General features: G+C 43.8%; 1 protein-coding gene. It reads right to left on the bottom strand.

What is annotated here, in order from left to right; genetic code table 11:
* Positions 1 to 657 precede the first annotated feature (657 nt).
* Positions 658 to 1,272 (bottom strand): hypothetical protein, encoded by a 615-nt coding sequence (locus E4U03_RS13490; protein WP_228066317.1) that lies wholly within the window; start codon positions 1,270 to 1,272, stop codon positions 658 to 660.
* Between the last annotated feature and the right edge of the window lie 257 nt (positions 1,273 to 1,529).

The following is a 1,529-nucleotide window of genomic DNA, read 5'->3' as shown; positions in this document are numbered from 1 at the left end:
ATGGAATTTTCTGAACCGGAAGTGCATCCAACACTTCCGGTTCTTTTTTATCTAAAACTGCTCTAAGCCTACACGGTCGCCTGCACTGTGCGGGCTTTTCTTTTGCTCCCTCGCTGGTGATAAGCGGAGCATAAGCCCCCCACGATCGCAGACCGTCAAGAGTGGCGTCTGCGCCATCGCGTAGCGACGCGAAGCGCTCTTGACTGGCTGTGTTCGGGGGCTAGGCTTCGCGATCAACCAGCGAGTAGCCAAAAGAAAAACACATGCCCCTGAGCACTCAAAAATGCAGAGCACGGTACCTGAAAAATAGGATTAGATATGGTGAAACAATCACTAACAGACACGATAGAAGCTCCACATGAGAGGAATCATGCGGGGCTTCTATGGCTCATTTAAGATAAAAATAAATATATCTGTGGAGTATTTCCGATACCACAACATAACCCTTGTCATGAGGGTATTTGAAAGAAATTCAACCTTACTTAAGTGTCCTTGGCCCTTGTCTCCTAAATATACTATTTCCATTTATCCCACGAACGGCGCAAGCGATTCCAAAGAATGGGAGAATCCAAATAGGATTCAACGATCCAAAGATTACCATTAGCGATATCAAAAAGCTAACGAAGAATAGAGGGAGTTCAATTTTTTCCAGGATTTTTACCATTCTGTACAGGCTCCCAGCACTGCGGCAATTCCAAAAAATGAAAGCAACGCGTCTTTTACATCGGGGCCAGCGTGATGCGCAGCGGCTACTGCTGCTCTTTTCGCGAGATCTGCCCCTCTATACCCGTATCTGCGCAGTTGCTGATAGGAGCGCGAATAAGCATCGATAAACACTTTCACTCCTCCAATCCCCTTAAAGAATGCTTTAAGTTTAGTTATTTTAGTAATTGGAATCGCATTATTAACGAGCGCAAGGCCTGCCGCCCCTATACATGCTGGCCAGTTTATTCCTGCAGGTGAGTAATCACCTCTGCCTGAAATAAATGAGCCTTGCGAGGCAGGGGTATAACGAATATTTACATAATTTTTAATCCATTCGCCAACTGCCTGTTCACCTTTATTAATAACAGAATATGGAATACGTTCTATTGCTTCAAGCGCTAAAAATGTTTCATCAGATGCGTCTGCGCTAATACCACCTTTACTGCTAACTAATTCAGCGATTGTCATTTCTTCTGCTCGCAGCTTCTCATCGGCATACGAATCATCACCTACAGCCAAAAGTCCAATAATAGAAACCGCTCCAACCAAAAAGGATCGACGCTCCATTTATAAACTCCTTTGTTTACGAAGAAAAAATTTACAAAAAGTAATTTTAATCACTTTTTATTTTATAAATTATAAAATCAGCAGCTGATGGCTGTCAATATTGATATCTACTGTCAGGGTGCCTGCCTGTCTGCCTGTTTCTGCTTTTGATTCCTGGCGTGCCTGCTGATCTTATCGGCTTCCTCTTCATCCGTGCTCTTGACTAAGGCTTCTTCTCTAAGCACCCCTTGTGTCTTGGGTTAGCTGTTAGATACTTT

The sequence above is a fragment of the Rothia nasimurium genome (genome assembly GCF_004569295.1).
In the GTDB taxonomy this organism is placed as follows: domain Bacteria; phylum Actinomycetota; class Actinomycetes; order Actinomycetales; family Micrococcaceae; genus Rothia; species Rothia nasimurium_B.
This window is presented reverse-complemented; position numbering and strand designations above follow the sequence as displayed.

What these genes read in the sequence shown, in the direction of transcription:
- E4U03_RS13490 (WP_228066317.1), bottom strand. Translation starts at nt 1,272, where the DNA reads ATGGAGCGTCGATCCTTTTTGGTTGGAGCGGTTTCTATTATTGGACTT.